The following is a 514-nucleotide window of genomic DNA, read 5'->3' on the forward strand; positions in this document are numbered from 1 at the left end:
ACACTGCATTGGGTTGCTGATTGGGCTAAATGCTGAAATCGAGCGGTATAGTGTCGGATTCTTAAGGCCAATGGTGAGCGCACCGTGTCCGCCCATGCTGTGGCCAGAGATTGATTTCACATCCGATACTGGGAAGTTGGCTTCGATGATGGCTGGCAGCTCTTGCGTGACGTAGTCGTACATATGGTAATGCAGTGACCACGGTGCTTGAGTGGCGTTGAGATAAAAGCCTGCGCCTTGGCCCAAGTCGTAACTTGCATCATCGGCAACGCCTTCACCACGCGGGCTGGTGTCCGGAGCAATGATGGCAATCCCAAGTTCTGCCGCCATACGAAATGCGCCGGCTTTCTGCATAAAGTTTTCATCGGTGCAGGTTAAGCCCGACAACCAGTACAAAGCGGGTACTGGGTTGGATTTGGTTGCATTCGGCGGTAAGAAAATCGCAAAACGCATGGTGCAGTTCAGCGCTTTAGAATCGTGCGTATATTGTTTGTGCCAACCGCCAAACACTTTG

The 514-nt window shown here is 51.9% G+C and carries 1 protein-coding gene; it reads right to left on the minus strand.

Annotated features, from left to right (window positions below):
• A partial coding sequence (locus R7040_RS30035; RefSeq protein ID WP_318098131.1) for an alpha/beta hydrolase-fold protein occupies positions 1-514 on the minus strand: 514 nt, incomplete at both ends.

The organism is Vibrio sp. 1069 (assembly GCF_033340555.1).